The sequence below is a fragment of the Microbulbifer guangxiensis genome, assembly GCF_021729075.1.
Lineage (GTDB): Bacteria > Pseudomonadota > Gammaproteobacteria > Pseudomonadales > Cellvibrionaceae > Microbulbifer > Microbulbifer guangxiensis.
Genome location: NZ_JAJSAQ010000006.1, coordinates 23,574 through 49,739, shown reverse-complemented (window position 1 = coordinate 49,739; position 26,166 = coordinate 23,574). Strand labels below are relative to the sequence as shown.

The 26,166-nt window shown below is 62.0% G+C and carries 23 protein-coding genes; 6 read left to right on the top strand and 17 right to left on the bottom strand.

Translation table 11 applies throughout. The features are described from left to right. Window positions 1-7: 7 nt before the first annotated feature. From LVD12_RS13420 to LVD12_RS13400, 5 genes are all read right to left on the bottom strand, one after another. Window positions 8-2,236, bottom strand: coding sequence for an ATP-dependent helicase (locus LVD12_RS13420; RefSeq protein WP_237068245.1), 2,229 nt, complete (start codon window positions 2,234-2,236; stop codon window positions 8-10). 82 nt (window positions 2,237-2,318) lie between these two features. Next, entirely contained in the window at window positions 2,319-4,061 is a 1,743-nt protein-coding gene (locus tag LVD12_RS13415) for a SulP family inorganic anion transporter (RefSeq protein ID WP_237068244.1), read from the bottom strand. Window positions 4,062-4,405: 344 nt separating this feature from the next. Then, entirely contained in the window at window positions 4,406-4,843 is a 438-nt protein-coding gene (locus LVD12_RS13410) for a DUF6691 family protein (protein ID WP_237068243.1), read from the bottom strand. A 2-nt stretch (window positions 4,844-4,845) separates the two neighbouring features. Beyond that, window positions 4,846-5,280: a YeeE/YedE family protein gene (locus LVD12_RS13405; RefSeq protein ID WP_237068242.1), complete on the bottom strand. Its 435-nt coding sequence runs from the start codon at window positions 5,278-5,280 to the stop codon at window positions 4,846-4,848. Window positions 5,281-5,289: 9 nt separating this feature from the next. Next, on the bottom strand, window positions 5,290-5,604 hold the full coding sequence (locus LVD12_RS13400; RefSeq protein ID WP_237068241.1) for an ArsR/SmtB family transcription factor: 315 nt from the start codon (window positions 5,602-5,604) through the stop codon (window positions 5,290-5,292). A gap of 102 nt (window positions 5,605-5,706) precedes the next feature. On the opposite strand from LVD12_RS13400, the gene LVD12_RS13395 reads away from it, so the two are divergent. The 3 genes from LVD12_RS13395 (at window position 5,707) to LVD12_RS13385 (ending at window position 8,871) form a co-directional block, all read left to right on the top strand. Further along, on the top strand, window positions 5,707-6,585 hold the full coding sequence (locus LVD12_RS13395; RefSeq protein ID WP_237068240.1) for an MBL fold metallo-hydrolase: 879 nt from the start codon (window positions 5,707-5,709) through the stop codon (window positions 6,583-6,585). A 64-nt stretch (window positions 6,586-6,649) separates the two neighbouring features. Continuing rightward, window positions 6,650-7,060 carry a protein tyrosine phosphatase family protein gene (locus tag LVD12_RS13390; protein WP_237068239.1) on the top strand — a complete coding sequence of 137 codons (411 nt, stop codon included), beginning with the start codon at window positions 6,650-6,652 and terminating at the stop codon, window positions 7,058-7,060. A 68-nt stretch (window positions 7,061-7,128) separates the two neighbouring features. After that, window positions 7,129-8,871, top strand: coding sequence for a SulP family inorganic anion transporter (locus LVD12_RS13385; RefSeq protein WP_369413390.1), 1,743 nt, complete (start codon window positions 7,129-7,131; stop codon window positions 8,869-8,871). Here LVD12_RS13385 and LVD12_RS13380 read toward each other — a convergent pair. The 7 genes from LVD12_RS13380 to ahpC form a co-directional block, all read right to left on the bottom strand. Then, on the bottom strand, window positions 8,864-9,688 hold the full coding sequence (locus LVD12_RS13380; protein ID WP_237068238.1) for an alpha/beta fold hydrolase: 825 nt from the start codon (window positions 9,686-9,688) through the stop codon (window positions 8,864-8,866). The genes LVD12_RS13385 and LVD12_RS13380 overlap by 8 nt on opposite strands. 51 nt (window positions 9,689-9,739) lie before the next feature. Next, on the bottom strand, window positions 9,740-10,816 hold the full coding sequence (locus LVD12_RS13375; RefSeq protein WP_237068237.1) for an alkane 1-monooxygenase: 1,077 nt from the start codon (window positions 10,814-10,816) through the stop codon (window positions 9,740-9,742). A 181-nt stretch (window positions 10,817-10,997) separates the two neighbouring features. Then, on the bottom strand, window positions 10,998-11,600 hold the full coding sequence (locus tag LVD12_RS13370) for a YceI family protein (RefSeq protein WP_237068236.1): 603 nt from the start codon (window positions 11,598-11,600) through the stop codon (window positions 10,998-11,000). 437 nt (window positions 11,601-12,037) lie between these two features. Continuing rightward, window positions 12,038-12,247 (bottom strand): cold-shock protein, encoded by a 210-nt coding sequence (locus tag LVD12_RS13365; protein WP_237068235.1) that lies wholly within the window; start codon window positions 12,245-12,247, stop codon window positions 12,038-12,040. A gap of 249 nt (window positions 12,248-12,496) precedes the next feature. After that, window positions 12,497-13,885 (bottom strand): M28 family metallopeptidase, encoded by a 1,389-nt coding sequence (locus LVD12_RS13360; RefSeq protein WP_237068234.1) that lies wholly within the window; start codon window positions 13,883-13,885, stop codon window positions 12,497-12,499. 127 nt (window positions 13,886-14,012) lie between these two features. Further along, window positions 14,013-15,602 (bottom strand): alkyl hydroperoxide reductase subunit F, encoded by a 1,590-nt coding sequence (gene ahpF, locus LVD12_RS13355; protein ID WP_237068233.1) that lies wholly within the window; start codon window positions 15,600-15,602, stop codon window positions 14,013-14,015. A gap of 84 nt (window positions 15,603-15,686) precedes the next feature. Then, window positions 15,687-16,253, bottom strand: a complete 567-nt coding sequence (ahpC, locus tag LVD12_RS13350) for an alkyl hydroperoxide reductase subunit C (protein ID WP_237068232.1) — start codon at window positions 16,251-16,253, stop codon at window positions 15,687-15,689. Between the two features lie 255 nt (window positions 16,254-16,508). On the opposite strand from ahpC, the gene LVD12_RS13345 reads away from it, so the two are divergent. Genes LVD12_RS13345 through LVD12_RS13335 form a run of 3 tightly spaced genes read left to right on the top strand, consistent with a single transcriptional unit; the run spans window position 16,509 to window position 18,999 of the window. Continuing rightward, the gene (locus LVD12_RS13345; RefSeq protein ID WP_237068231.1) at window positions 16,509-17,831 is read left to right on the top strand and encodes a DUF2157 domain-containing protein; all 1,323 of its coding nucleotides are present in this window, start codon (window positions 16,509-16,511) and stop codon (window positions 17,829-17,831) included. Beyond that, entirely contained in the window at window positions 17,828-18,361 is a 534-nt protein-coding gene (locus LVD12_RS13340; protein ID WP_237068230.1) for a GDYXXLXY domain-containing protein, read from the top strand. Before LVD12_RS13345 ends, LVD12_RS13340 begins: the two co-directional genes overlap by 4 nt. Before the next feature lie 29 nt (window positions 18,362-18,390). Beyond that, window positions 18,391-18,999: a CPBP family intramembrane glutamic endopeptidase gene (locus LVD12_RS13335; RefSeq protein ID WP_237068229.1), complete on the top strand. Its 609-nt coding sequence runs from the start codon at window positions 18,391-18,393 to the stop codon at window positions 18,997-18,999. Here LVD12_RS13335 and LVD12_RS13330 read toward each other — a convergent pair. From LVD12_RS13330 to LVD12_RS13310, 5 genes are all read right to left on the bottom strand, one after another. Then, on the bottom strand, window positions 18,968-19,570 hold the full coding sequence (locus LVD12_RS13330; protein ID WP_237068228.1) for an exopolysaccharide biosynthesis protein: 603 nt from the start codon (window positions 19,568-19,570) through the stop codon (window positions 18,968-18,970). The two genes, LVD12_RS13335 and LVD12_RS13330, sit on opposite strands and share 32 nt — an antisense overlap. 79 nt (window positions 19,571-19,649) lie before the next feature. Next, window positions 19,650-20,225 carry a Tll0287-like domain-containing protein gene (locus tag LVD12_RS13325; protein ID WP_237068227.1) on the bottom strand — a complete coding sequence of 192 codons (576 nt, stop codon included), beginning with the start codon at window positions 20,223-20,225 and terminating at the stop codon, window positions 19,650-19,652. A gap of 58 nt (window positions 20,226-20,283) precedes the next feature. After that, window positions 20,284-21,660 carry an MBL fold metallo-hydrolase gene (locus LVD12_RS13320; RefSeq protein ID WP_237068226.1) on the bottom strand — a complete coding sequence of 459 codons (1,377 nt, stop codon included), beginning with the start codon at window positions 21,658-21,660 and terminating at the stop codon, window positions 20,284-20,286. 109 nt (window positions 21,661-21,769) lie between these two features. Then, entirely contained in the window at window positions 21,770-24,931 is a 3,162-nt protein-coding gene (locus tag LVD12_RS13315; RefSeq protein WP_237068225.1) for an efflux RND transporter permease subunit, read from the bottom strand. Window positions 24,932-24,957: 26 nt separating this feature from the next. Continuing rightward, the gene (locus LVD12_RS13310) at window positions 24,958-26,103 is read right to left on the bottom strand and encodes an efflux RND transporter periplasmic adaptor subunit (RefSeq protein WP_237068224.1); all 1,146 of its coding nucleotides are present in this window, start codon (window positions 26,101-26,103) and stop codon (window positions 24,958-24,960) included. Window positions 26,104-26,166 lie beyond the last annotated feature (63 nt).

Below are 26,166 nucleotides of genomic sequence, written 5' to 3'. Positions count from 1 at the left end.
CCTGCACTCAGATCAAAAACGGCTGCAGGCGGTCCCAGTCAAAGCGCCGCGTGACACTGTCACTGAACAGGATCACCAGCCGCTCGCCCTCCCATTTCACCACCCGCCCGTGACCCAGCTTGCGGTGACGGATGCTCTCTCCGCTCTCCGGCCGGCGCGCCTGGGCCATCGGAGCTTCTACTTCCGGTGAGTAACCCAGCGTTTCCAGATAGCGCAGCCCGAGCCGGCTCACAGGTACCTGGCTGTGCAGGGTTTCCGGCCGCTCTGCCAGTGCTGAACTCAGGTTGCGGCAGAGCGGTAACTGCATCTCCCCGATAAACAGGGAAGGCCGCTGGGCATCGTCCTCACTGGCAGGTTTTGCGGTTGTGGCGGGCGTGAGCAGCAGCAGTTCCCGCCTGGCCCGGGTCATGGCCACGTAGAGCAGGCGGCGCTCACTCTCCAGTGAGGCGGGGGTGGAGAAATCCCGCTGGGGTTGGTAGGGCATGTTGTGCTGGTTGAGGGACGGAAGGATGACCCGGTCCCACTCCAGCCCCTTGGCCTGGTGCATGGTGGTGATCTGGACTGCATCCGCTGCCCCCTGTTCGCCCTCCCGGTGCTGGCGCTGTAACTCCTGCAGGTGTGCCAGCGCCTCTGCCGGCGGTTGCCGCAGCCGGTCCAGAAACTGGCAGAAGGCGAGCACCGTCTGTTGGCGTTCCTCCCCCTGCTGCCTCGTGAAACTGTCGTCGGCAATGCCGCTGATATAATCCAGCTCCCCCAGTTGCCGGCGCAATAGTTCCCCTGCGGTACCACGCCAGCGCTCGCACTCCCGCAGCAGTGCCGCCCGCTGCTTGAGGCGTTTGGCCTGGGCCTGGCTCAGGTCCGCCGGGACCAGTTCATAGAGGCGCTGGCCCCAGTCGCTGTCCTGCCGGGCCAGTGTTTCGCACAGGGGTTCCAGCACCCGGCGGGGAATGCGGATGTGTGGGGCTGTGAGCCACTCGTATAGCCCGATGCGACGGCGCTGCGGGGGCAATTCGGCGAAGCGGCCAGAGGCGATGTTGAGGCTCCAGAACAGTGGCCGCAGCTCCCGGCGCGACAGTACCGTGTTGCGGTTGGCGGAATGGTAGGGAATATTCGCCGCCAGCAGCGCCAGTTCGATGGGGGCTGCCACCGACCAGAGCCGCACCAGGATGGCGACGCCTGCCAGTTTGCCGCCCTGTTTCTGAATGCGGCGCAGGTGTTCCACCAGCCAGCGCGGCTCATTGTCGGTCGCCTGTAACTGCACCCGGGTCTCCGGCCCGTTTTCGGGCGAAATGCAGAGAATGTCCGCGCGCTCGCGGTTGTGCTGGATGAAGTGGTTGGCCGCGAGCGAGAGCTCGTGGCCATAGCGAAAGGTGCGGCTCAGCTGGTATACGTTTGAAGGTGGGAAATCCCCATCGAAGTAGCGCAACAGGTAGGCCGGTTTGGAGCCCCGCCATTCGTAGATGGTCTGGTCCGGGTCGCCGATGGCGATGACATTGCCGGATTTGCCATAGATCACCTGGAGCAGGAAATGCTGAATGGCATTGATGTCCTGGTACTCGTCCACCAGGATGTCCTCGAAGTAACTGCCGTACTGTTCGGCAATGTCGGGGCACAGGCTCAGCAGGATGGCCGGGTCGTAAATCAGATCGGCGTAGGTCACTGCCTGCTGGCTGCGCCGCCAGTCCTCGAATGCGCGGAAGACCTTGAGGAAGTACAGGTACTCGTCGCCGAGTTTCAATTCCTGAAAGGCGCTCAGGTCGCCACTCAGGATCGTCTTGGTGTAGTCGATGAAGAACTCAGCTGCTTCCACTTCGGACTGTTTGCGCGCGCGGATATCCTCCAGCTCCTCCGGCGGTGCGCAGGCCTCGATGGCGCGCCATATCTGCAGCTGGATCACGGACTGGGGCAGGGGTGAGAGCTTCGCTGGTGCAATATGGCCGTTGGCGATCATGCGCTGGTAGAGCCGGTAGCCGAGGCTGTGGAATGTCTGCACCGTGGGTGCCGGGCCGTCCACCAGCGCGCCCAGCCGTCGGGCAAAGTCCTCCCGCGCGCTGCGGTTATACATCAGCACCAGTATGCGTTGCGGCGCTACTCCGGCGGCGAGCCGGTTTTTCACATAATGCAGCAGCGCCGTGGTCTTGCCTGAGCCGGCCACGGCGATGATCTTGGCATGTCCCCCGGGGTGATCGGCGATTGCCTGCTGCTCATCGGTGAGTGTGGGGGTGAGTTCGGCCATGGTCCGTGGGGGTCGCTCAAATACTGTATATTTTGCCAGTATCGCTCCCATGGGTACAGGACTGCAAACCGGATCCCGGGGTTCAGGCCTGCCCCGCCGCTGGGCCCGGGTTGCGGTTTTCCTGCTCCTCGTGTCTCAGGGCCAGTTCGGCAATATAGGACGACAGGAACACTCGGCCGGTGAGCTCGCTCAGGAACCTGGAACGACTCAGCCGATCCAGTACCGGCCCCTTGGCCTCGGCCAGGTGCAGGCGGATCTCCCGTTCGGCCAGGTCCCGGTTGATCTGCTGCAGGCGCTCCAGGGCGGTGCCGTCGATACGGCTCACGGAAGACAGGATCAGCACCAGCTCACGGGTATCCGGGTGGCGCTTCAGCTCGCTCAGCAGGCGATCCTCCACAGCGCTGATGTTGCTGAAAAACAGGCTCTCATCGATGCGCAGGAACAGCAGGCCCGGCTGGGTCTTGACCGTGTGCCGCAGCACATTGCGGAATTGTTCTGTGCCGGGCAGGCGCCCGACCACCGCGATGTGGGGTCTGCTGCTGCGCCAGATCAGGGTGGCAAAAGAGAGCCCGATGCCGATGCCGATACCTGCTTCCACACCAAACAGCAAAACCCCGAGGAAGGTCCCGGCCATGGCAATGCCATCCGTGCGGTCGTAGCGCCAGTTGCGGATAAAGCCCCGCACATCGATCAGGCTGAGGGAGGCCACGATGATGGTGGCGGCCAGTACCGTCAGCGGCAATTGCTGGAAAAGTCCGGTCAGGAAGATCAGCACCAGGACCATCAGCCCGGCAGCGAAAATCCCACTCATGGGCGATTTCGCCCCGGCTTCCTCGTTGATGGCGGTGCGGGCAAAGCTGCCGGTGACGGTGAAGCCCCCGGACACGGCACTGAACAGGTTGGCGGCGCCCAGTCCACGCAGTTCCGCATTGGCGTCCAGCCGCTCACGGCGGCGCAGGGCGATGGCGTGGGCAATGGACAGGCTTTCCACGAAGCCCAGCAGGGCGATGATCAGCGCTGGCAGCAGCAGCGGGAAGGTGAGACGCCACTCGAAGGTTGGCAGACCGAATTCGGGCAGGCCGGAGGGGATGGCACCCACGACGTCGATCTTCCGGTCCCATTCCAGGAAGTAGGTCAGGGCGATGGCGCCCAGCACCAGCAGCATCGGCGCCAGCCGAGCCAGCAGCCGAGCAGTGCCCGCGGAAGAACCCAGCCGCACCAGCAGTGGGGCGAGTCCAAGGCGGGCGCCGAGCAGTAATGCCAGGGATGTCAGCCCGATGGCGCTGGTGAGGGGGCTCGACTCCGGCAGCTCCTCGACGGAATGCAGCAGGATGATAAAGGCGGTATCGCCATCGGTGGGGACGCCGAGCAGGGGCCCGATCTGGCCGATGATGATCAGGGTTGCGGCGCCGGAGACAAAGCCGTTGATGACCGGGTGGCTGAGCAGGTTGGAGAGGGCGCCGAGGCGCAGCAAGCCCATGGCGAAAGAGAAAACGCCGGTGAGCGCGGCCAGTATGACCGCACCAGTGATGTAATCGGCGGTGCCCGGGGCGGCAATGGACGACAGGGCCGAGGCCGTCATCAGCGCCAGCACGGCCACCGGTCCCACCGACAGGGCCGAACTGGAACCGAACATGGCATAACCCACCAGCGGCAACAGGCTGGCATAGAGGCCGAGATGGGGTGGCAGTCCGGCGAGGGCAGCATAGGCCAGCGCCTGCGGCACCAGCATCATGGTGGCCACCAGCGCAGCCACAGCGTCCCTGCCGAGCCACTGGGCCCGGTAGCGCTTCAGCCAACTGGGGAGAAAATTGCTTGCGCGCATCCTTGCCATCATTCTGCTGGGGGATCCCTACGTCGATATTACCAGCTTGGCGGGTAGGCTCGCGGGACCGGGTCGCTAGGGAAGAAGATAGTCTCCGCAGACCGATGGCGTCGGCGGGGGCAGGCAGCAATGCGGAACAGGGAGGAGAAATGCTGTGGAGGAAAGGGGCGGGTCGCCGGGCAGCCGGACAGGGGCACGGTGCGCTGTGCATGGAGCATGGCAAGCTCCGGCTGCATCGGTGACAAGCACTTCAGTGTGCCCGCGGAAAATTTCTTGCCGGAGGGGCAGGCAGCGGAGCTTTCGGTGGTGAGGGCCGGCTATGCCGGCCGGCCCTCAATCGCTGATCAGGAAGCGGCCCTGGCTGCGCCGGGGCGGTTGACCAGGGCGAAGAGTCCCATCCCCGCCAGCATGGCGATGGTGAACACGATGGCCTTGATCTCGCCGGCGCCAGTGGCGACCACTGCGGGCCCGGGGCAGAAGCCGGCCAGGCCCCAGCCGATGCCGAACAGCAGGCTGCCCACAACCAGCGGACGGTCGATGTCGCGACGGCTGGGCATCTGGATCTGCTTGCCCAGCACGGTCACATCCCGGCCCTTGGCGAAGTAGAAGAATGGCAGTCCCACGCCGATGGCGCCCACCATTACCAGCGCCAGGGAGGGATCCCAGTTACCAAACAGGTCGAGAAAGGCCAGTACTTTCTCCGGATTGGCCATGCCGGAAACCAGCAGGCCGAGACCGAAAATCAGGCCGGCAGCGAATGCGGACAGGATTGATTTGTTCATTTTCATACTCCCAGCAGGTGGCGTACGACGTAGACGGTTGCGAAACCGCCGGCCATGAAAATCAGGGTTGCTGCCAGTGAGCGGGGCGACAGGCGCGACAGGCCACATACGCCGTGACCGCTGGTGCAGCCGGAGCCATAGCGGGTACCGATACCCACCAGCAGGCCGGCGGCCACCAGCATCGGATAGCCCGCCTCGATACGAATGGGCGGCAGGGCGTGGAACAGTGCCCACAGGGCGGGGCCGATCAGCAGGCCGACAGCAAATGCCGCGCGCCAGCCAGTCTCCCCGGGGGTGCGGCTGATCAGTCCGCCGAGAATGCCGGAGATACCGGCGATACGGCCATTCAGCAGCAACAGCAATGCTGAGGCCAGTCCAATCATCGCCCCGCCGGCCAGCGCCGACCAGGGGGTAAAGGCAGTCCAGTCAATGGTCATGGTTTGGGTTTACTCCGCACAGTAGAGTTCATACAGGGTTTGTAGCAGCGCCAGCACCCGCTGGTCGGCAACTCGGTAGTAGACATGCTTGCCCTCGCGGCGGGTAGCAACCAGTCCCTCGCGACGCAGGACCCCCAGCTGCTGGGACAGGCTCGGCTGGCGGATATCCAGCCGTTCCTCCAGTTCGCTCACACACAGCTCCTCCTGGCTCAGCTGACAGAGCAGCAGCAGGCGGTCCTGGTTGCCGAGTGAGCGCAGCATTGCCGAGGCAGTGTCCGCCGAGGCGCGCATCTTCTCCAGGCTGATTTCCGACGTATCGGGCATGCATGTATCCATCGTTGGGATGTTTTACAAGAAAACATTATATTGATTTATATATTATCGGCAAGTATATTGTTGCCAAGCATGAATAGCGGAGGACAAACCATGTCAGTCAGCAAGCAGAAGCCGCTGGTCCAGCCTTTCCTGGACAAAGATACCGAAACCTGGAGCTACGTGGTCTATGACCGCTCCGGTGGCAGCGCTGCAGTCATCGACCCGGTACTCGATTACGATGCCGCTTCCGGCCGCACCAGCACCAACGGTGCCGAGAAAATCATCGCGTTCGTCAAGTCCGAGGGCCTGACCGTGGAGTGGGTGCTGGAGACCCATGCCCATGCCGATCACCTCTCTGCGGCACCCTTCATCCGCGAGCAACTGGGTGGCAAGACCGCTATTGGCGATCATATCCGCCAGGTACAGACCATTTTCCGCGATGTCTTCAATCTGGAGAAAGAGTTCCTGGTAGACGGTAGCCAGTTCGATCACCTGTTCCACGACGGCGACACCTTCACCATCGGCGAGCTGGAAGGACAGGTCATTTACTCCCCGGGGCACACCCCGGCAGACATGGCCTGGTTGATCGGTGATGCGCTGTTCGTCGGTGACACGCTGTTTCTGCCGGATGTGGGCAGTGCCCGTTGTGACTTCCCCGGTGGGGATGCCAAGACCCTGTACCGCTCGGTCAGGAAGCTGCTGTCACTGCCGGATGCAACCCGCATGTTCATGTGTCATGACTATCCCCCCAACGGGAAGCGCGAGCACCAGTGTGAAACCACAGTCGCGGAGCAGAAGCGCAGCAACATCCACCTGCGTGACAGCGTGAGTGAAGAGGAGTTCGTGGCCATGCGTTCCAAGCGGGATGCGACACTGCCGATGCCGCGCCTTATCCTCCCCTCCATCCAGGTCAATATCCGTGCGGGTCAGATGCCGCCGGCAGAGGACAATGGCACCGTCTACCTGAAGGTGCCGATCAACGCACTCTGATCCACGGGGTGGTGTATCTATACCGGGCAACGGATTGCCGCTAGAGATTGAAAGAGGGTAAAACATGAATATCCAAAATCTGGACAAGCAGGTCAGTGTTTCCGAACAACTGGAGACCGACGCGTTTGACGCCCTGGCAGACTCCGGCGTTGAGATACTGGTCTGCAACCGGCCGGAAGCCGAGTGCACTGCACCGACCTACGAAGCCATGCAGGCGGCTGCCGACAGGGCGGGGCTGGAGTTCGTCTCGATTCCTTTTGCCCGTGGCCAGATGACTCGGGAGCACTGTGAGCAGTTTGCCCGGTTGCTCGCTTCGGGCAAGCGCATCCACGCGTTCTGCCGCACGGGCAACCGATCCTGCAACATGTGGGCGGGTGCCCGTTCCCTGCAGGGCCTCGAGTCCGGCGAAATTGTCACCGGTGCGCGTGCTGCGGGTTTTGATGTCAGCGGTGTCGTGGTCGCATTCACGAAGTGAGTGCCATCGGCATTGTCGGCTGCTCTTTGGCAGCCCCGGAATGTCCGGGGGTGAGGTAACGGATCTGGATGATGCAATCGCTGGCTAATCTCTTTCCCATCACTTCCTGGTTGCGGGTTTACGATCGCGTGGCCCTCACCCGCGATCTGATGGCGGCGGCCATCGTCACCATCATGCTCATTCCGCAGTCCCTGGCGTACGCCCTGCTGGCCGGTGTGCCGCCGGAGGTGGGGCTGTATGCGAGTATCGTTCCGCTGCTGGCGTATGCGGTGTTCGGTACCAGCCGCACCCTCTCCGTCGGCCCGGTAGCGGTCGCTTCCCTGATGAGTGCGGCGGCACTGAGCGAGGTGGCCATTCAGGGCACGACGGATTACCTGGTGGCAGCAGCACTGCTGGCGCTGCTGTCAGGCCTGTTCCTGATGTTGATGGGGGTGCTGCGCCTGGGTTTCCTGGCGAACTTTCTCTCCCACCCGGTGATTTCCGGGTTTATTACTGCATCCGGAATTCTCATCGCGCTCAGCCAGGTACGACATATCCTCGGTGTCGGCGCCCATGGTGACACCCTGTTGGAGCTGGTGACGGGGCTCCTTGAGAATGCGGCAGAACTCAATCTCTATACCCTGGTGACCGGTCTCGCCGTCATGGGATTTCTCTACTGGTCCCGCAGCGGTGCTGCGCGCCTTCTGCGCAACTTCAGTGTCCCCGAACACACGGCCGCCATGCTGACCAAGGCGGCACCGGTGCTGGGGGTGATTGCCACCATTGCTGCTGCCGTATTGTTGGATTTCGAGTCCCGGGACGTGGACCTGGTCGGTGCCGTGCCGGCCGGGTTACCCAGCCTGCGCCTGCCGAGTATCGACTGGGCCCTGGTTGAAGCGTTGCTGCCGGCGGCGATCATGATCTCGATCATCGGCTACGTGGAGTCTGTCTCGGTTGGGAAAACCCTGGCGGCCAAGCGGCGCCAGCGTATCGACATGAACCAGGAACTGGTCGGCCTGGGAGTGGCCAATATCGGTTCCGGTTTTTCCGGCGCCTTTCCGGTAACGGGAGGCTTTTCCCGCTCAGTGGTGAATTTCGATGCGGGTGCGGAAACGCAGATGGCGAGCGTATTTACGGCGTTCGGGATTGCGCTCGCGTCCATTTTCCTGACGCCATTCCTCTACTATCTGCCCAAGGCGACACTGGCGGCGACGATTATCGTGGCCGTGCTCTCGCTGGTGGATTTCTCCATCCTGAAAAAAACCTGGCGCTTTTCCCGCAGTGATTTCTTTGCGGTGATGATCACCATTGTGATTACGCTGTTGTTCGGCGTCGAGGCCGGTGTGACCTGCGGTGTGGCGGCATCCATCGCCCTGTTCCTGTTCCGCACGTCAAAGCCGCATATCGCCGAGGTAGGGCTGGTCGAGGGCACAGAGCACTTCCGCAATATCAAGCGGCACCAGGTGTTGACGGTGCCGGAGGTACTGACCATCCGTGTGGATGAGAGCCTGATGTTCTCCAATGCCGCTTTTCTGGAAGAGCGTGTCTACGGTGACCTGGCCAGCAACGACCGGGTGCGTCACGTGATTCTCATGTGCAGTGCCATCAATGAAATCGACTGGAGTGCCCTGGAAGTGCTCGAGGCATTGAATGAGCGCCTCGGCGAACTGGGTATCACCCTGCATCTTTCCGAGGTGAAAGGCCCGGTGATGGACTCCCTGCAGCGCACCGGTTTCCTGCAGCACCTGACGGGCAAGGTCTACCTGACCCAGTTCCAGGCGTTCAACGAGGCGCGCGGCGCACAGGCGGCGGATCAGCAGTCTGTCAGGTAGCCGCAACCCTGGGTTGCGGCGCCGACTGCAAGTCGCGCAGGAAGGAGAGCATGGCCGCGGTGACGGTCTCAGGCTGTTCCAGCGCCGAGAGGTGCCCGCAGCGCGGTATCTCTGTCAGTGACGCCCGCGGCAGCAACCGGGCAATTTCCCGGGAGCAGGCTGGCGGCAGCGCCATATCCTCGTCGCCGACGACGACCAGTGCTTTGCGGTCGATGCGACCGAGCTGTGATTGCAGTGGTTCCCTGCGGGCGAGTGCAGAGACACCGTGGGCAATGGTGGGGAAGGGCACGGTGGCGAGACGGTTGCGCCACTCGTCCACCAGCGCCTTGTTATGGGCCAGCGTGTGACGGCCGAACATGAGCTTCAACACCTGGGGCAGCAGGGGGCGAATGCCAAAGAGCCTGGCGGCCAGCACCATGGCGCGATAGCGGAGTTTTTTCAGTGGTCGCTCGGCGCCCGCGTGCGTGTCGAGCAGTACCAGTGCAGATACACGTGACGATGCCTTGAGGGCAGCCCGCAGCGTGATCATGCCGCCGATGGACAGCCCGGCCCACACGGCGCTGTCGATGCCTTCCGCGTCCAGCACTGCGAGCACGTCATCCACCAGATCGTCGATGCTGATCTCCCGCTCCATCGGGCCCGAGCTGCCGTGGCCGCGAAGATCCACCGCAATCACGGTGTACTCGCGACTGAGGGCGGGAACCTGGGCCGCCCACATGGCGCTGGAGGCCAGGAAACTGTGCACCAGTATGATGGCCGGGCCGCTGCCCGTGACGGTGTAATGCAACGGTATTCCCTCGCGCTCGATGATCGCCATATTTCGGTTCCTCGCTCTGTCGGACTCCCGGTTGGGATTGTCTGCTGGTCGCTAGCCTGCGGTGGAATTGGATTGTTGCGCGCCCCGGGCGGTTTCAGCCAGGGCTTCCAGCCGCGGGTGCATGATTCGATACCAGAGGGGTGGCACACAGGCCAGCAGCATCATTCCGGGGTAGCCGGTGGGCATCTGCGGGCTGTCGTTGTGGTGGCGGAGGATCGGGTATTTGCGGCTCGCGCGGAAGTGGTGATCGGAGTGTCGCGAAAGCTCGAACAGCGTCATGCGTCCGATCAAATGGTTCGAGTTCCAGGAGTGGGCCGGCATCACCCGCTCGTAACGGCCACCCTCCTGGCGCCGGCGACGCAGGCCGTAATGCTCGATGTAGTTGATTGTCTCCAGCAGCAGGATGCCGAGCACTGCCGCGGCGATAAAACACAGCGCAGCTTTCAGTCCAAACGCCAGAGCAATCCCGATGACAAACCCCGCCTGTACCAGCTGGAAAACCAGCATTTCATTGTGGAGGCTGACCCGGTTTTGCGCGCGCTTTTCCAGGCGTTCGGCTTCCAGGTGCCAGGCCGAGCGGTAGCCGTCCCGTATCGAGCGCCACCAGAAAAGATACAGCGGTTCCCCCAGCCGCGCACTGGCCGGGTCCTCCCCGGTGGCGACGCGCCGGTGGTGACCGCGGTTGTGTTCGATAAAGAAATGCATGTTCAGCGATGTCAGCAACAGCAGTTTGGCCAGCAACCGCTCCGCGGGACTGCTGCGGTGCCCCAGTTCGTGGCCGATGTTGATACCGAAGCTGCCGCACATGAGGCCCATGGAAAGCACCGCGCCCAGCAGTTCTGCCCCATGCACTGTGGGCACAATCAACAGGAAGCAGAACAACACCCCGAATTGCACTGGTACTGCCATATACAGCAACCAGTCGTAGAGGGGCGTCTGCAGGATGGCCTCTTCCTGCGCCGGGCTCAGGTTCGCCCTTGAGGCAGGCAGGGCCAGTTCCAGCAGGGGCAACAGGCCGTAGAGGTAGAGCAGTGGCACGAAAAGCCACCAGCCCTGTAGCCAGAAGCCCAGCAGGACCAGAGCCGGCAGGCTGTAGGCCAGCAGATATCGCAGGGGACGGGTGCGCATCGAAGGCTCTCCCGGGCGCTATGCAGAGAATCGCCCTGTGTTTTTGTTGTTATAACCATTCAATCTGGTCAGGCACAGGCTGTATTAACGCGGATACGGCCACCTGTGGCAATCAAAGGCACCAATACGATGTGGAGAGAGACGCCAGTCTTTTGAAGGGGACCGCCAACATCTCCTGCGGTCATTTTTCCTCGAATAACAGTTTGACGGTGACCGGTACTATGGGACTGATACTGTCGAGCCCCGCGATTTCCCGCAGTTTCTCCAGGCCGTCCAGCAACTGGTAATCACTGGCGTTGATCACCACAGGCTTCACGGTGCTGACGAGGATGCGCCCACCCTTCAGGGCCGTGACCTGCAGTCGTGCGTCTTCTTCATGCTTTACATCACGCAGTGTCAGGCTAATGCGGGTATCGAATAAGGTGGTCTCTCCGGGTTCCAGCGCTTCCAGTTTCTCTGCGTCCACCTGTGCGGTAATGCGCGCTTCCGAGAATTTGGCCGTCTCAAACAGCAGGGTGCGCATACGCTCATCGCGTACGGGGATTTTGGTATCCACCTTGTCCAGTGGAATCGAAATCGAAGCCCAGCCCTTGGTGTTCACCGAGCCCTGGAGGTCGCGGAAGTGATTGAGCTCCGGCACCGTTCTTTTCTTGACGGTCAGAAACGTGATCTCAGAGGCGCTGCTGTCGAGAATCCAGTCCGCGGAGGCCGCGAAAGGTAGTGACAGGAGCAGGGCGGCTGCGAGTAGGTGGCCCAGCGGGCTGCAATTGGCTTTCTTGACCATGAGAGTTCATCCGTCCTGTTGGGCCGTTACTGGTCGGCACGGTTGCAATAGAAGTCGTCAGCCGGCAGGCGTAAGGATAGGGTAATGACAATCCCTTTCCGACCGGCGGCCCAGCCGGGCTCCAGGGACGATTGCCTGGATCCGGAGTATAGATCCCCATGTGCGGAGGTACAGGGCTGTCAATACGAGGCAGGGGAGGCAGGTTACGTGGATTATCGATACAAGCGCTATCGTCCGCAGACCATGGAACCGGCACATCAGGGGATACACGCGGATACGCCAGTGCTGATGGTGGGAGTGGGAATAAGACAGGCGGAAGCCCCGAAAGGGCACAGAGTCCGGGCATAAAAAAAGCAAAGCGACTGCTTTGCTTTTTCACGCGCTGTGAGCGCTTATGCAGCTGCACAGCCCCGTGGGCATGTGCAGCCGATCATCATTCAGAGAATGGTGATGTTCTCGGCCTGCAGGCCTTTCGGGCCCTTGGCAACGCTGAACTCGACCTTCTGGCCTTCAAGAAGGGTCTTGAAGCCCGGCTGGGAGATAGCGCTGTAGTGGGCAAACACGTCCGGGCCGGATTGCTGCTCGATGAAGCCGAAGCCCTTGGATTCGTCAAACCACTTGACGGTGCCGGTAACTGCATTAGACATAATTTGAGTCCTGAAAAAGAAATTGTCGATGCCCCGTGAAGTCGGGGGAAGCCGGAAAATTGGCTGATATTGCGGTGCTACAGAACGAAAATTATGAATAAAAGTTCGAAACCGGAGTGGTCAACAGGAGCTGATTTTCTAGCTGCAGCCAGTCTATAGAGGCTGGTCAATAAGTCAACACATCTTTTGACGCCGGCGTCGGGGCATTGGAGGCCCCGCGCCGGCTGCCCGAATGGCAGCGGAAGGGCGTTATTCTGCCTTCTCCTGGTGCGGATAAAAGTCTCCCGCAGGGCCGGGAAACACGACCGGGCTCTCAAAACCATCGTCACTGACCGCGGCAACGCCGAAGAAGTAGTTGTCGATCACGATATTCTCGAGGGTGTACTCGTCGGTCTTGCCCACGTAGCGACTGTTGGTCCACGTGGGGTCGCTGGTAAGGCGCCAATAGAGCCTGTAGCCAGCCAGGGACTTGTCTCCGCTCGTGGTGGGTTGTTTCCACTTGAGTGTGGTATCCGCAGAAACTGCCCCCTCAATGGTGACGTCCGTCGGCGGAGCCGGCGCCCTGGACAGGGCAGCCATGGTCAGGGCGTTGAGGCCGGTCAGCTTGGCGGCATAATCGAAATTCACCCCGTCGATCACATCACCATAGCGGATGCCGTTCTCGGTGCGCAGGTCCTGATGTTGCCGGTTGTAGTTTTCGTTGGTTTCCATGATGCGAACACCGGGGTACCCCAGGTCATTGAATGGCCGGTGATGGCCGCCGCGACCGAAGCGGTCCAGGCGGTACACCATCATTACGTCGAGGTTGGGGATATGCTCCTCGGCGATCCGGTGCACATAGCGGCCCAGGTTGCGCGAGGGCGAGTCCACTTCGCCTCCGTAAAAGCGACGCGCACGGGCTTCCCCCGCAGTCTCATTCATACGCGTGCCTTCCATGAATACCCGAGCGGTGGTGTTGTTGATCACTCCGTTGATGCCCTCGATATTGCCGATCATGTCATTGTTGAGCACACCGGTGATCCGCCAGCCGTCCTCTTTGGCCTGGGCGGCCATGATCCTGCCACCGAACAGCCCCTGTTCCTCGCCAGAGAGTGCGGCGTAGGCGATGGAGCCGGCGAACTTGTGCTTGCTCAGCACCCGCGCCGCCTCGAGAACACCGGCGAGGCCGGACGCATTGTCATTGGCCCCCGGGGCGTCGGAGGTGTAATCCATCACATCTGAGACCCGCGAATCGATGTCGCCGGACATGATCACGTAACGGCCGGGATCCTCCGTGCCGCGCTGGATGGCGATCACGTTGACGATTTCCGTGCGCTCGGGAATCCGTTTCTCCCCCTCGACAAAGCCGGACTGGTAAGAGACCTCCAGGCAGCCGCCACAGGCGGCACTGATACGCTGGAATTCCTCGTAGACCCAGCGCCGCGCTGCACCGATGCCGCGGGTTTCGGAGTCGGTCTCCGACAGGGTATGTCGGGTACCGAAACCCACCAGTGTGCGGATATCGTCTTCAATGCGCTGTGGGGAGACATCCTGCCGGATCTGCTCGAGCAGTGCCGCGTTGGTGGCGGGTTGGGACAGGGCGGGAGCGGAAGAGGCCAGGGCCAGGAAAAACGCGGGAATCAGGGACAAGCGGGTCACGAATAACCTCCGTTCGTGCAGTGTTATCGGTGTTATGGGTGCATGCTAATGCATAAACGGGCGGGCGTCTCTCCAACATAAAAGACCGCACCCGGCAGAGTGCCGGGTGCGGTTTCGGGGAGGCCGATCAGGCAATGTTGGCCAGGTCGGGTTTCTGCTCCTGATCCACGTCTTCGGAGTGGCGGATCAGGTAGTCGAAGGCCCCCAGTGCCGCAGTGGCGCCGGCCCCCATGGAGATGACGATCTGCTTGTATGGCACAGTGGTGGCATCGCCTGCGGCGAAGACGCCGGGCAGGGAGGTGGCACCGCGCTCATCGATGACGATCTCACCCATGCGGTTCAGCTCGATGGCACTTTCCTTCAGGAACTCGGTGTTCGGCACCAGTCCGATCTGCACGAACACACCGGCCAGTTCCACATCGATGCTGTCTCCGCTCACGCGGTTGGTGTAGCGCAGACCGGTGACTCGCTTGCCGTCACCGAGAATCTCGGTGGTCTGGGCATTGGTGATGATATCCACGTTGCCCATGGAGCGGGCCTTGCGCACCAGTACCTCGTCTGCGCGCAGGCTATCGGCGAATTCCAGCACGGTGACATGCTTGACGATACCGGCTAGGTCGATGGCCGCCTCGATACCGGAATTACCGCCACCGATGACCGCGACATGCTTGCCCTTGAAGAAGGGGCCATCGCAGTGAGGGCAGTAAGCCACGCCCCTGGTGCGATATTCCGCCTCGCCGGGCACGCCCAGTTCGCGCCAGCGCGCACCGGTGGCGAGTACCACGGCCCGGCTTGCCAGTGTAGCGCCGCTCTCCAGTTCCAGCTCGATCAGTCTGTTGCGCAGTATGGCGGCGGCGCGCTGCTCGGTGATGATGTCCACACCGTACTCTTTTACGTGCTGCTCCAGCCCCGCCGAGAGTTTCGGGCCCTCGGTGTAGGGCACGGAGATAAAGTTCTCGATACCCACGGTATCCATGACCTGGCCACCAAAACGTTCGGCCACCAGTCCGGTGCGGATACCCTTGCGTGCAGCGTAGATGGCAGCCGCTGCACCGGCGGGCCCGCCACCAACCACCAGCATGTCGTAGGGCTCACGCTCGTTGAGTTCGGCCGCTTTGCGTTCTGCGGCACCGGTATCCAGTTTGTCGACGATCTCCTGCAGCGTCATGCGTCCCTGAGAAAAGTGTTCGCCGTTCAGGTAGACGGTCGGCACCGCCATCACACTGCGTTGCTCCACCTCTTGCTGGAACAGGGCACCGTCGATCATCTCGTGGGTGATGTTCGGGTTCAGGGTTGCCATCAGGTTCAGTGCCTGCACCACATCCGGGCAGTTCTGACATGACAGCGAAATATAAGTCTCGAAATGGTACTCGCCCTCGAGTGCACGAATCTGGTCGAGAACTGCCGGGTCGGCCTTGGACGGATGGCCGCCGCTCTGCAGCAGTGCCAGCACCAGGGAGGTAAATTCGTGGCCGAGGGGAATGCCGGCAAAGCTCACCCGCGGCTCTTCCCCTGCCGGGGCGATGGCCATGCTCGGCGTGCGCCTGGCACTGCCCTGGCGGGTTTCAATTTTTTGTGACAGTCCGGCAATCTCGTCTGCGAGGGATTCCAGCTCTGCAGACTTGGGGCTGTTGTCGCTGGACACACGGATCTCAATCGGATTGACGATATTCTGCAGATAAGTGTCCAGTTGTTTCTTCAGGTTTGCATCCAACATCGGTGTGTCCTGTCTGTATTCGGGGGTTAAAAAGGGCCCACCCGTGGGTGGGCCAGAAGGATGGTCTTGGGAGACGGTGTCGGCTTAGATCTTGCCGACCAGGTCCAGGGAAGGCGCCAGCGTCTCTTCGCCTTCTTTCCACTTGGCGGGGCAGACTTCACCGGGGTGCGCAGCCACATACTGTGCCGCCTTGATCTTGCGCAGCAGGTCCTGGGCATCGCGGCCGATACCGCCGGCATTGATCTCGACGATCTGGATACGGCCTTCCGGGTCGATGACGAAGGTGCCGCGGTCCGCGATGCCTTCTTCCTCGATCATCACACCGAAGTTGCGGGTGATGGTGCCTGTCGGGTCGCCAATCATCGGGAACTGGATCTTGCCGATGGTTTCAGAGGTGTCGTGCCAGGCCTTGTGGGTGAAGTGGGTATCGGTGGAAACGGAGTAGATCTCCACGCCCAGCTTCTGAAATTCCTCATAGTTGTCAGCCAGGTCACCGAGTTCAGTCGGGCAGACGAAGGTAAAATCCGCCGGGTAGAAGAACACCACGGACCACTTGCCCTTGAGGTCGGCGTCGCTGACGTCGAAGAAGTCACCGGACTGGTAAGCCTTGGCCTGGAAGGGTTTGATTTCGCTGCCAATATAACGAGACATAGAAGTGCTCCTTGTTGTGCATGAATTGCGTTGCTGTCTGGTACGGGTGAAATACTATTGGTTGGCCATAATTAATTTAAATAATCTATTTTAATGGCGCCGATTGAGAGCGGTTATCAAACCGGCTGGGTTACAGCTGCGTAGGGGGGCGCTGAGTGAGGGGCGCCCCATGATTGCATGCACCGGTACCTGCACGGATACTGCTCGCAACCGCCCCTTGCCAAACAGGGGGTCGAACAAAGGGGGAGAAGGGGAATGCGACTGATTCGCTTACTGAAAGGAGAGCTGGCGCGGGAGGCGGCTGAATGGGTCGAGGAGGGCCTGGTCAGCGAGACGCAGGCCGAGGGCATCTGCCGCCGTTACGGGGCGGACTACCACGCCGCCAACAGCCGCGCCCAGGGTTACACCGTACTGGTGGGACTCGCCTACCTGTTCCTCGGACTGGCACTGATCACCCTGTTAGGGGCCAACTGGGATGATATTCCCCGATGGCTGCGCATGGGTGGGCTGGTACTGCTCACCCTGGGCACCCATGGGCTGGCAGTCCACCGCTACCTTCGCAGTGACCGCAGTGCCGGTATCGGGCTCATGTTGCTCGGGAACCTGTTTTTCGGGGCTTCGATCATCCTCATTGCCCAGATCTACCACCTGGGCGAGCACATGCCGGATGGCATCTTCTGGTGGGCGCTGGGCTGCCTGCCATTTGCCCTGATTACCCGCAATCCCTGGTTGGCGCTGCAGGCCAACCTGCTGGCCCTGGTGTGGTTTCTCCTCGAGGTATTCACCGGCTACCTGCCGGCTCTGTTCCCGCTGTTCTTCCTGGTGTCTGGCTACATCCTCTGGCGCGGTCCGCAGAGTGCGCTGCTGTTGCTGGTGGCGGTGGGCAGTGTCGGACTATGGCTGGAATACGCGCTGTCGTGGCTGTGGGATGACGGTAGAGGCGGCTTGCTGTTCGACATGCATGGCGAGAACCTGGTAGTGGCCGCGGGCCTGTTCCTGCTGCTGTTTGCATTCAGCCACTGGCTGTCCAGGCGACCGGATTCAAAGCCGCGGGACTACGCGGCTTTGCTCTCCATCTGGAGCCTGCGCTTTGCCCTGGTACTGATGCTGGTGATGAGTTTTGCCCGCCCGTGGCGAGCGCTGCTGGACTACGAATGGCCGCACCAGCTCGGCATGTGGCTGATGCTGATTGTGCTCGGCGCGGCAAGCCTGTGGCTCGCCCGGCGCGCGCAGCGACTGCCCTCCGTTGCGCTGCTGTTTGCCACCCTGGTCATCGTGATGCTTGCGGTCATTATCGACGGCGAGCCCCGCCATGCGGTCGCCTTCCAGCTGGTGGCCAATTTCGCCCTGCTCGGCACCGGCATCTGGTTGATCGTGCGCGGTATCGGCAGTGGTATCTCACACTATTTCTTTCTCGGAGTGACGGCGATACTGGTCACGGCATTCCTGCGCTATATCGACCTGATCGGCGATTATCTCGGCGGCGCCGCGCTGTTTACCCTGTTCGCATTGCTGTTACTGCTCGCGGCGCGCTTCTGGAAACGGGTGCGTGATCCGAAAGTGGAGGGTGGGGCATGAGCGAACGTACAGCCCGGCAGCTGTTGGCACTGGCTGCAGCCATCGTTTTCCAGGCGCTGGTCCTGTTCGGTATGGTGGTCCTGGCGCAGATCCCCCTGTGGACGGGGCAAGAGATCCAAATGGAGACCACACCGGTGGATCCCCGCTCGCTGTTTCGCGGGAACTATGCCCGCCTGCAATATGCGATCTCGGAACTGGGTGCGGACCAGTTCGACACTGACAGGCCCCTGCGCAATGGTGAGGAGGTCTATGTGCGGCTGGTGCCGGGAAAAAACGGGCTTTATCGTTATGCCGGCGTCAGCCTGGATAAACCGGACGAAGGTGTTTTCCTGCGGGGGCGGGTCAGCGGCCAGTGGTGGCGTAGCGAAGGCAACGTCTACCGGATCCGCTACGGCATCGAGGCTTTCTTTGCGCCCAAAGAGCGCGCGCTGGCACTGGAGGCTGAGCTGCGCGACGGTGGCGTGGCCGTGCTGCGGGTATCCGGGTCCGGCAGGGCGCGGTTGGCCGAGGTGCTGCCAGAGCGAAACTGAACTTTAGCAATTCAGAATGGGGAATACTTTTGTCCGAAAAAACAATGACACCGGCGCACATTTTCCGCGTGGCCCTGCTGTCCCAGGGAGTGATACTGTTACTCGGGCTGCTGGGACTCTGGCTGTTGACATTCGAATTACCGCTGCCGCGCGGCAGTGAGGTCACCTGGGTGTTTACCGGGGCTGTCGCTGGTGTAGCGACTTATGCCCTGGCGGTTTTCCTGACCCGGTTGCCCGGAACTCTCGGCGCTTCCCTGCGTCGCCTGTGTGTCATGCTGCACCCCCTGTTTGCGGACTTCTCCTGGCCGAAAATCGCCGTGGTGGCGGCAGCCGCGGGTATCTGTGAGGAACTGTTCTTCAGGGTTTTCCTGCAGAGCTGGCTGATGGAGACCGTCAGCCCCCTGTGGGGCCTGTTCGCCGCCTCGGTGCTGTTTGCCCTGCTGCATTTTGCCTCGGTGCTGTATTTCACCGTGACACTCATCATGGGCCTGTTATTGGGCTGGTTTTACTGGTCGACCGGCAGCATGCTGGGCGTGATCGTCTGGCACGGCCTGTACGACCTGCTGGCAATCGGGATGCTGGCCCGGTATCCACACCTGCTGGGTATCAAGCCGCAAAATACCCTGAGAGCAGGCTGAACAGGATCAGGCCGGCGGTAAGGCCGGTGAGCACGAACGCAATGATGGCCAGTAACCCGTCGTGGGCCACCAGCGCCAGGCCGAAAGCGGTGAGTGCCACACCCGCCAGCGAGGCGGAGAAGGGCACCACTTCCATCACCGGCAGTGCCAGCGCAATAACGACACAGATCGCGGCAATCAGATAAGTACCGGTGCGATGCACCAGCAAACGGAAGCGGGGGCGCAGCCAGCGGTCACTCCACTGTGCCGGTCGCTGCAGGAAGTGCAATGCCCGCTGCAGGCTTTTCTCCGAAATGGAGCGCCGCAGCAGCCACTGCGGTAACCAGAAATACTGGCGCCCCAGCAACAGCTGCACTGCCACCAGCAACACCAGGATGGCCATGATGGTGGGCACGCCAGGAATGCCGCTCAGGGGCGAGAAAAGAATCAATCCGACGAGCAACAGCAGCGGTGCAAACGAACGCCTGCCCACTGCCCGGATGACCAGGTCCAGTGTGACCCGCTCCTGCGAGGCGGCTTCCCGGCCGATATGATCCAGCATCTGCTGCAAGCTGGTAAATTCCTGGGGCATAAGAGGACGTGTCTGTGAAACCGGGTCACCATTCTACTGTGCCGGGGGGCATCTGGCGCAAATCGGGTTTTGGCCGTTGTCAGTTATCAGGAGACAGGGTTTTTTCCAGCGTGAAAGCGCCGCGCAATTCGCCGAGCTGATATCCCCGGGCCTGGTCATCGGGATACAGTGCATCCAGTTTCGTTCGTACGGGTGGGGCGAGCGCGCTGCCGTGGCAGGCCAGGCATGGTCCCTCCACCGGGATGGCCTTCATATAACGCTGGATCCTTTGCCCGTTGCGGGTTTCGGTTGTGGTCGCCTCGAGAGAGGCCAGGTCTTCCCCTGCATCCAGTTCAGCCTGGAATTTCTCAAGCTGCGCGCGCTCCCAGTCATCTGGCGTGTTGGCCGGGTTTCGAACCCTCAGGCTGGTCCGGCCCACCTGCCAGCCGGATTCTGCGGAAACCTGTGCTGCCAGCGGCATGGCCTTCAGGTTGCACACTGCGATGGCCTCAACGGGGCCTCCTTGCTGCATGGCCGAGACCAGCTCCTGTTTCAGTGTCTTGCCCAGGGCTGCTGCCGCCAGGCGCGCCTGCTGGATGCTGTCATCCGGTTGCGCAGCCCAGGTGACGCCCGCGGCCGCCGGCAGGAGAAGGGCAAACAGTTTGAGGTGCTTCATTGGTACACGTGCCTGGTTCAATGGTTTTTTGGCCGGTGACGGCTGTCAGCCAATCGCTTCAATTCCGTGCGACCACGTCATGGCCTCCGGCCTTCCAGGCTCCCATGGAACCGAGAAAGATATCGACGTTGTCAAAACCGCTCCGCCGCAGGATGGAGGCAGCGATCGTGGCGCGGGCGCCGCTGGCGCACATGACGGTGTAGTGCGTATTCTGCGACAGCTTTTCCAGTTGATCCGGCAGGTGCCCCACGTAAACACACTGAGCACCTGGAATAATCCCCCCATCGACTTCTTTCACGCCGCGCACATCCAGCAGCTGCCAGCCGTCCTTATTGCCTTCCACCCGGGTTTTCACGGTTTCCACATCCACCACGGGCACGTTGCTGAACGGTCGACCGCCGGCGGCCCAGCCGGGCAGGGCGGTATTCGTGAAACCCAGAACCCGGTCGAAACCAATACGGGCCAGGTGGCGGGCCGCTGATTCTGCCTGCGCGGCACTGTCGGCGACCAATATGATTTCATCCGTTGCATCCAGGTACCAGCCGGCAAATGCGGGGATCATGTCGCAGGGGATGGCGAGGCTGCCCGGTAAGTGGGCGCCCTGGTAGGCGCTGACGCCGCGCACGTCGAGTACTTCCGCTTTTTCCAGCAGCCGGTAGACGTCATCGGCATCCAGCACCTGCGGCGTTACTACCCGGGCCGCCGGGGCACTGCCATCCAGGTTGAGTTGCTCCATATGGCGGAAATAGGGTGGTTGTTCGTGGTGCTCGGCCACTTTCCTGGCGACAAATTTTTCCCGGGTTTCGATCTGCAGCATGGGATTGTTGGCCCGCTCGTAACCGAGGGTGGAAAAGTCCCGGTCGGCCATATTGTCGCCGCAGACCGAACCGGCCCCATGGGCCGGGTAGAGAATGGCCTGGTCACCCAGGGAGAGGATTTTCTGCAGGCTGTCGTAGAGCAGACCGGCCACCTCCTCGCTGCGATCCGGATAAAAATCCGTGCGACCGACATCGCCGACGAACAGGGCATCGCCGGTGAAAACACCGATGGCCTGGTCGCCGAAGTCCCCGTCATAAATGGCAAAAGAGAGGCTGTCATCGGTATGACCGGGTGTTTCCAGCACTTTCAGCTGCATCGAGCCGAAGCTGAACTCGTCGCCCTCGCGCACGGTATCAGCGTAGGTGACTTCGCCGGCGGGATTGGGACCGTGGTGCACCGCGGCACCGGTGAGTTCGGCCAGGATCGGCGCGCCGGAGATCAGGTCCTCGTTGCGGTGGGTCTCAAAGATATGGGTGATCCGGCAGCCGCGCTCCCGCGCCATCTGGGCGTAAATTTCACAGTCGCGGCGGGGATCGATGACGGCGGCTTCACTGCCATCGCCGATCAGGTAGGAGAGCTGGGCGAGTCCGGGCGACTTGATGGATTCGACAAACATCGGATCTCCTCGGTTGTGCTGTTTGAGGGGCAGGGCACGGCCAGCAGGGCACTTTACCTTTCAACCTTAGTCCCTGAAGGTCAGGGCAGCAGATTTCAACTCCGGTGAGTTAGCTGCTGGAGCGCGCCGCTTGCCGGGACTGCAGTCGCTCATGCCAGTTGAGGGCGATCACCGTGAGGGCGGGCAGCATGGTCAATGTCACCAAGGTGGCGCCGATAATACCGCTCATCACGATGATGCCGACGCCGCGATACAGTTCGGTGCCGGCACCGGGCAGGAACACCAGCGGCGCGAGCCCGCAGATGGTGGTAATGCTGGAGATGGCGATGGGCCTCAGCCGCGAACTGACGGCCTCCTGTACAGCCTCCACCGGGGGCATGCCGTCTTCCTTCAGGTTGCTGATGGCCCGGTGCACGATCAGGATCGGGTTGTTGACCACCGTGCCCATCAGGATCAGGAAGCCCAGCATGGAGATCATGTCAAAGGGCTGGTGAAACCCCTCTAGGCCCATACCACGCAGTATTCCCCCGACCAGGTTCATCAGGGCCAGGCCTGCAATGCCGCCGGCGATGCCCAGCGGGATGGTGGTCATGATGAGCAGTGGATAACCCCAGTGGGAAAAGATCGCCACCATCAACAGGTAGACGATCAGCAGCGCCACCACGTAATTGCTGCCCAGGGATTCGCGGGTGGCATCCAGCTGGTCTGCTGCACCGGAGATGGTGAGACTCACCCCGGCGGGCACCTGACCGGTGTCCTTGAGGGTTTGCACCAGTTCACTGCGCACGCGCTCGACACCGGTTTCCAGTGCCACCGATCGAGGTGGGATGATGTTCAGCGTTACGGTGCGGCGGCCGTCCACCCGACGCACGGTACTTGTGTCCACTGTTTCGACGGTTTCCGCCAGCTCGGACAGCGGCAGCACGGTACCCACCGGTGTGTAGATGAAAATATTCTGCAGGGTGTCGACGGTGGCTGCCGGGCCTTCCCGGTTGTACAGGTACATATCGATCTTGTCGTCGTCGAGGAAGAACTCGTTGACGAAGGCTCCGTCGGTGAGTGCTGCAACGGTGAAGCCGATGTCCTCCGCCGTCATACCCACTTCCGCGGCGCGGTCCCAGCGCGGGCGCACCTGCAGCAGAGGCTGGGCGAGGGCAAGGCTGGAGGGGCGGGTCTGGATGCTGGGGTTGTCGAAGATCTCCTCGGCGCGAGCATAGGCCGCCCGTGCCACCTTGTAGAGATCGGCCAGGTTCGGTCCGGAGATATCCAGGTTGACGCTGCGGGTGCCGCCGTCGTTGCTGCTGATGATGGAGCCGCGGGTGGCAAAGGCGCGCATGCCGGGGTAGCTCTCGTATTTTTTGACGATGGCTTCCATCAGTTCGTCGATATGGCGCGGGTCCTTGGTCTCGGAGATGATGCGGATACTCTGTGGTGAGACACGCATGTTGACGTACTTCATGGCCGGCACGTCGGTCTCACCCCGGTCAAATGCCGCCGGTTCATCCTGCACAAAGGGCAGGAAGTACTCGTGCAACTCGCGGGCAATGGCCTCCATGGTGTCCATGTTGTACCCGGGTGGGGCGTTCATGCTGGCAAAGGTCTTGGCTTCCTCGCCCTCGGGCAGGTATTCCGCCGGCGGTGTCAGCAACAACACGATGGCCAGGCTGGTGAATACTGTGATACCGATGCAGTAGAGTCGTCGCATGGGGGTCGCGATCAGCCAGTCGATTTTACCCAGCACGGCATTTCTCAGTGTGCTATCCGGTTGCCGGAGGGCATCGTCACCGCCGAAGCCGAGCCGCGCAGCGGCGGTGGGAATCACGGTGATGGCCACCAGCATGGAGGTAAGAATGGCCGCGGAGATGGCGATGGCGATATCGGAATAAAGCTGGCCCGCTTCCTCGGCGATAAACACCACTGGCAGGAACACCATCACGGTTGTCAGTGTGGAGGCGAGCACTGCCGGCCACACCCGTTGCACTCCTGCAACCGCTGCCTTGAGGCGGTCGAGCCCGCGGCGCCGCTCCAGTTCGATGCTCTCCAGTACCACGATGCTGTTATCGAGGGTCATGCCGATGGCGAAAGCCACCCCGGCCAGCGAAATCACATTGATGGTGCGGCCGGTGACCAGCAGGCCAATAAATGCCGCAATGGTACAGACGGGAATGCCCACCACACCCAACGCAGTGGCTCGCGGCGAGCGCAGGAACAGGTACATGATGGCGGTTGCCAGCAGGGCACCGAGCAGCAGGTTCTTCCATACGTTGAACACGGAATCCTGCACGTAGCCTACGTCGTCGGCCGTGAGCGCCAGTTCCATGCCCTCCGGATGCAGCAGCTCGGCGTTGATACGCTCCATCTCTTTCATCATCGCCCGCTTGATGGCGATGACGTTGGAGCCGCTCTCGCGCCGGACCGAAAGGCCGATTGACGGCAGACCGTCCACATAGGAACTGCTGCGGATCTTGAAGTGGTCGAGACTCACCTCCGCTACGTCACCGAGCCGCACGATGCCGTCACCGCTGCGCTGCAGCACCATCTGGCGCAGGTCATCCAGGTCCTGGAAGCGCCCAAGGGTGCGCAGCAGGTAGCGGCGTTTGCCACTCTCCACTTCACCACCGGACACGTCGCGGTTGCGCAGGGTAATGGCCAGGCGTACATCGTTCAGAGTCAGGTTGCGCTCCGCCAGGCGCTCGGGAATCAGGCGGATCTGGATCTGCCGTTCGGCACCACCCCAGACATCCACCTGCGCTACCCCGGGCACGCCTGACATGCGCGGGCGCACATTGTCCTCGACGAAATCCCGCATCATGTCCATATCCAGGCTGCGCGGATTGCCCGGCAACGGCGAGATGCGGAAATACATGAAAGCGTTGGCGGAAAACGAGGTGGCGTAGACCCGCGGCTCGTCCACGTTGAGTGGATAGCGCGGCACCTGGGTGAGGGCATTGTTGACGCGGATCAGGGTCTCGGTGATATCTACCCCGAAGGGAAACTCCAGCTCGATTTCTGCGCTGCCCAGGTCGGCGGTAGCCTGCAGTTCCTGCAGGTAGGGAATGTTGCGCAGGTATTCCTCCTGCTCGATCAGGATTTCCTTCTCGATATCCTGCGGTGTGGTGCCGGCCCAGCTGGTCTGGATAGTGACTGTGCGCACCTCCAGGTCGGGAATCATCTGCACCGGAATACGCAGCGCCGCCACCACGCCCAGGATCACGATGATCAGCGCGGTCACCGTGACCAGGATACCGTTGCGGATGATCTGCTCGAACATGCTAGCGGTGATTGCCTCCGGTGTTTTCAGCCTGGTGTGGATTCACGATCCTGCCCGGCTGCCCGCTGAAGGATGACCCGCTGGCCGTCGCGCAGACCTTCATTGCCTCGGGTCACGACAACTGTGCCAGGTCCCAAGCCTTCCTCTATCTCTATCAGGCCGTCGAATCCCAGCCCGGTTTTGACAGGCTGCTCCCGCACCGGAGTCTCCCCGCCCCAGTTTGCCTCTGCGGCCATCCATACGGTGACGCGTCCGTCCGGGTAGCGGATGACCGCATCCCGGGGTACGACTACCGCGGTGCGTTCGGTGCCGAGGCGAAGGGTCGCCGACACCGACATACCGGCGATCAGTTCCGGGGTACGCTCGCCGGTGATTTCCGTGCGCAGCAGGAAAGTACGTGCGCCGCTGCGGCTCAGTGGCACCTTGTGCAGTACCTGGGCCGGGAAGCGGCGGGTGCCACTGGCATCGAACTGTACCTGCAGTGGTGTCTGCTCGCCGATACGACCATAGAAACGCTGCGGTACCTCGAAATCCGCACGCAGCCGACGGGCATCGACCAGCTCGAACAGGGCCACACCGGGCTCCACCCACTCCCCGAGCTCCGCCATGCGCTGGGCAATGGCGCCGGTGAACGGCGCCTTGACCCGGTGGCGGCGCAGCAGGGCGGACTGCCGCTCAGCCTCGATCTGGGCAGCACGCAATTCCGCTTCGCGGATCCGCACCTGGGAAGTCAGTGCCAGCACCTCGGTTTCCGAGATGTAGTTGTCCCCGACCAGGGCCTGCGCCTCACCCAGCCGCCTGCGGCTCTCCGCCAGAGCTTCGCGGGCCTGTTCCACGCCGGCCAGTGCTGCGTCGCGAGCGATGCCATTCAGTTCCCGGTCAAGTTCCAGCAGCGGAGTGCCCGCTTCAACGCGGTCCCCCACATCCACGTGCAGCTTGTTCACCATGCCGGCAACTTCTACCGACAGCATTGCCTGGCGCGGGGGCGTCAGGGTGCCGGTAACGGGGATCGTTTCCACCACCGGTCGCTGGGTGGCAGCCACGCCCTCTACGGTAATCGCGGTCCCGGGATCCTGCGCCTGGGTGAAAGGCACAGTGATGGTGACCGCGAGAAGTGCTGCGGTGAGGGGCCTGTAAAACAGTGCCAGTAACTGGCAGGCAGTGCGGGGCATCGGCATCCGTGACCGGGTGTTATGGTGTCTGCACCGCAGCCGGGCTGGTGGCGCGGTCTGCGT